The organism is Saccharopolyspora sp. (genome assembly GCF_017434145.1).
GTDB lineage: Bacteria > Actinomycetota > Actinomycetes > Mycobacteriales > Pseudonocardiaceae > Saccharopolyspora_C > Saccharopolyspora_C galaxeae.
Genome location: NZ_JAFRFW010000675.1, coordinates 1 through 3,969 on the forward strand (window position 1 = coordinate 1; position 3,969 = coordinate 3,969).

At 72.1% G+C, this 3,969-nt stretch carries 4 protein-coding genes; 3 read left to right on the top strand and 1 reads right to left on the bottom strand.

The genetic code is table 11. The features are described 5' to 3' along the window. Nucleotides 1–895 (bottom strand): LacI family DNA-binding transcriptional regulator (locus tag IJH84_RS18495; RefSeq protein WP_295146727.1); only part of this gene is annotated, 895 nt, incomplete at its 3' end. Between the two features lie 188 nt (nt 896–1,083). On the opposite strand from IJH84_RS18495, the gene IJH84_RS18500 reads away from it, so the two are divergent. The 3 genes from IJH84_RS18500 (at nt 1,084) to IJH84_RS18510 (ending at nt 3,859) form a co-directional block, all read left to right on the top strand. Then, nucleotides 1,084–2,265: a Gfo/Idh/MocA family oxidoreductase gene (locus IJH84_RS18500; protein ID WP_295146729.1), complete on the top strand. Its 1,182-nt coding sequence runs from the start codon at nt 1,084–1,086 to the stop codon at nt 2,263–2,265. A 15-nt stretch (nt 2,266–2,280) separates the two neighbouring features. After that, entirely contained in the window at nt 2,281–3,279 is a 999-nt protein-coding gene (locus IJH84_RS18505) for a sugar phosphate isomerase/epimerase (RefSeq protein WP_295146731.1), read from the top strand. Nucleotides 3,280–3,463: 184 nt separating this feature from the next. Then, nucleotides 3,464–3,859, top strand: a complete 396-nt coding sequence (locus tag IJH84_RS18510) for a protein phosphatase (RefSeq protein WP_295146733.1) — start codon at nt 3,464–3,466, stop codon at nt 3,857–3,859. Nucleotides 3,860–3,969 lie beyond the last annotated feature (110 nt).

The following is a 3,969-nucleotide window of genomic DNA, read 5'->3' on the forward strand; positions in this document are numbered from 1 at the left end:
CCACGGTCCGGGCCAGCCGGGCCGCGTCCTGGCTCACCGAAGTGAGCCGGACCGTCGCCAGCGCGGCGGTCCGGGTGTCGTCGTAGCCGACGACGGAAACCTCGCCGGGCACCGCGATTCCCCGCGAACGCAGGGTCAGCAGCAGGCCGAGCGCGATCATGTCGTTGTGCGCGAGCACCGCCGTGGGCGGGCCGCCCTGCGCGAGCAGGTGATCCGCGATCCCGATCCCGGAGTCCTCGGTGGGTGCACCGCCGATGACCCGGGGCTCGAGTCCGCGCGTTCGCATCGCCTCGGCGTACGCCGCGCGGCGGACCGCGCTCATGGCGCAGTCCCCGCCGTCGGCGTAGGCGATGTCGCGATGGCCCAGCGAGACGAGGTGCTCGACGGCGTCGGTGATGCCCTGCTGATCGTCGGCGCGCACCGAATCGGCCCGGCCCGCCCGCAGTTGCGAGCCGATGGTGACCACTGATGCCCGAGTGGTCAGCTCGGCCAGCTGCCGCTCGGACAGCGCCGGGCTGATCAGCAGCAGCGTGCGGGCCCGGTCCCGCAACAGGCTCTCGGCGGCGTCGGTCTCCGAGCGGGTCGCGGTCGCCGCGCTGAGCACGAGGTCGTGCTCGCAGCCGTCCGCGGCGTGGTAGAGGTTATCCACTACGTCGGTGTGGAAGGGCTGGTCCAGGGCGAAGGTCACGCCCAGCACCCGCGGCTGCTGCCTGCGCAGCAGGCTGGCTTGCCGGTCGGCGCGGAAGCCGAGCCGTCGCGCGGCTTCCAGGATGCGTTCCCTGGTCGGCTCCGAGACGCCGGAAGCGCCGCGCAGCGCGACCGAGGCCGAGGAGACCGAGGTCCCGGCGGCGCGGGCGACGTCCACGATCGTCGCCCGGCCGGAGTTGGTGGGCACTTGGCTGACCTCCTGTGCGCGGGGCCCGGAGCCCCGCTAAGTATGTATTGACATAAGGACCATAACTGCCTAATGTCCGCCGTCGCAGGTTACCGAAACGTTTCGGTAGAACTCTTCCCGCTCCCGCACCTCCCCGACTCCGGTCGCCCCTCCGGGCCCGGCCTCGGGCGACGAGAGGACTCCACCCGATGTCCGAGCAACCGCTGTCGGTCGCCGTGATCGGCGCCGGCATGGCCGGGCGCAGCCACGCGGCCGGTTATCGGCAGGTCAACACGGTTTTCGGCGCGGGGCTGCCGCCGGTGCGGCTGGCCGCGATCGCCGACGCCGACCCCGATCTCGCCGCCGACGCTGCCCGCCGCTACGGCTACGAGCGGGCGGTCTCCGGCTGGGAGACGATCGCCGCGGACCCGTCGATCGACGCGGTCAGCATCGTCGTCGGCAACGACCTGCACCGGCCGATCGCCGAAGAGCTGATCCGCGCGGGCAAGCACGTGCTGTGCGAGAAGCCGCTGGCCGGTTCGATCGCCGACGCGGAGGCGATGGTGGCCGCCGAACGAGCCGGCGACGTGGTGGCCTCGGTCGGCTACACCTACCGCCGCTCACCGGCGCTCGCCGCGATCCGCGGGCACGTGCGCGACGGCGAACTGGGCGAGCTGAGCCTGTTCAACGGCCGCTACTGGGCCGACTACGCCGCCGACCCGCGCGGTCCGCTTAGCTGGCGGTTCAAGGGCGGCCCCGGCAGCGGCGCGCTCGGCGACCTCGGGGCGCACCTCATCGACGTCGCCGAGCACGTCTGCGGCCCGATCTCGTCGGTCACCGGCGGGCTGCTGTCCACGCAGATCCCGCAGCGGCCGGTTCCGCTCGGCCCGGTGGTCGGGCACGAACCGGCTCCGGTCGGTGCCGAGCTGGGAGAGGTCGGCAACGAGGACACCGCGGCGTTCACCGCGCGGTTCGGCTCCGGGATCACCGGCTCGTTCTCCGTTTCGCGCACCGCGTTCGGAATGCCCAACGGGCTGGCCGTCGATGCCTGCGGGGTGTCCGGACGGGTGTCGTTCGACTGGCACCGCCCGGCGGAGTACACCTTCGACGACGCGCAGCCCGAAGCGCGCACCCGCGGTGCCCGGCAGGTCATCGCCGGGCCGCAGCTGCCCTACTTCGCGGGCGGCTACCCGATGCAGGCGCCGGGCAACGGCGGCGGCAACGCGGAGATGTTCGTTTACCAGTGCCGCGCGTTCCTCGATCAGATCGCGGGCATCGCCGACCCGCTGCCCGCGTGCGCCACCTTCGCCGACGCCCTGCACACCATGAACGTGATCCGCGCCGTCGTGCGTTCCGCCGAGGACGGCGGCGCCGCGGTCGAGGTCGCCTGAACCGGAGGTACCGCGATGCCGCTGAAACTCGGTGCTTACACCGCCTGTCTGCACGACCGCCCGCTCGGAGACGTCCTCGACGTGCTCGCGGCCAACGGGTTGAGCTCGGTCGAGGTCAACACCGGTGGTTTCCTGCCAGCGCCGCACTGCCCGGTGGACCTGCTGCTGTCCTCGGAGGCCGCCAGGCGGGACTACCTGGCGGGCTTCGCCGCGCGAGGCATGGAGCTGACCGGGCTCAACTGCAACGGAAACCCGCTCAACCCGCTACCCGGCGTCGGCCCGAAGCACGCGAACGACCTGCGCCGCACCATCGAACTCGCCGGGCTGCTCGGGGTGCGCAACGTGGTGACCATGTCCGGCACTCCCGGCTCCGACCCGGCGGCGAAATACCCGTCGTGGGTGGTGAACCCGTGGGACGGCGTCTACCTGGACGTGCTGGACTACCAGTGGGGCGTGGCCGCCGAGTTCTGGACGGAGATCGACGGGCTGGCGCGGGCCCGCGACGTGCGGGTCGCGGTCGAGATGCACCCGCACAACCTGGTGTTCTCCCCGGTGACGCTGACCAGGCTGGTCGAGCTGACCGGTGCGACCAACGTCGGTGCCGAGATGGACCCTTCGCACCTGATGTGGCAGGGCATGGACGTCGCGGCCTGCATCCGCCACCTCGGGCCGCTGGTGTTCCACGCTGCGGCCAAGGACGCCGAGATCTGCCCGGGAGCCGATGTGCGCGGCGTGCTGGACACGTCGTTCTCCCGGGTGCCGGTCGATGCGCCCGGCAAGGTCCCGACCGGTATCGGGCACTGGGCCAACGCTTGGCCGCAGGACCCGGCCTGGAAGTTCGTCGCAGTGGGCGTCGGGCACGACGTCGCGTACTGGAGCGGATTCCTGACCGCTCTGTCCGAAGTGGACCCCGACATGGCCGTCAACATCGAGCACGAGGACGCCGACTACTCCCAGCTCGACGGGCTCGGGATGGCCGCGGAGACGCTGCACGCCGCGGTGGCGAAGATGTGAGGCCCGGTCCTTGCTCGTTGCCTGAAAGCTCTGCTGGGCGGCGGCTCCGCCGCGCTGGGCTCGGATTCCGATTTGGTCCATTGTGGATAAAGGTCGCTCGCGGCGAACATCCGATCATTCGCTGTGATGTTCGGCGAAATACGCTGGGCTGACGGACACGACCTGGGACCCTGCGGCGACCGGTGTGCTGCGCTTGCCGTCCGGGCGGCTGGTGCGCGGCCGCGGGCTGCGAGACGGGTTGCCCGCCGGACCGAAACCCGACTTCGCGCTGCACCTGCGCGGGCGCAGGCCGCCGGAGACGGAGTGGGAGAGCCGCTGGCTGCGCTGGCCGGACTCCTGGTTGCCGACCGACCGCGCCGGTTTCGAAGCGGCGCTGCGGGTGGCGCTGCAGCGTTCGGCGACCGAGCGGGTCGAGATCGCCTGCGGCGGCGGGTTCGGCCGCACCGGTACGGCGCTGGCCTGCCTGGTGGCGATGGACGGGCCGTCCGAGCACGATCCGATCTCCTACGTGCGCGAGAACTACTCGAAGCGCGCCGTGGAGACGCCTTGGCAGAAGCGGTTCGTCGGCCGCTTCTCGTGAGCCGGGGCGCGCGCGGTCAGCCTGCTTCCGGCGCGGGTCGGCTCGGCCGGCGGCTGCTGCGGTAAGCCGCGACGGCTTCGGCGGTCGCGGGCTCGCGGACGACCTCGGCG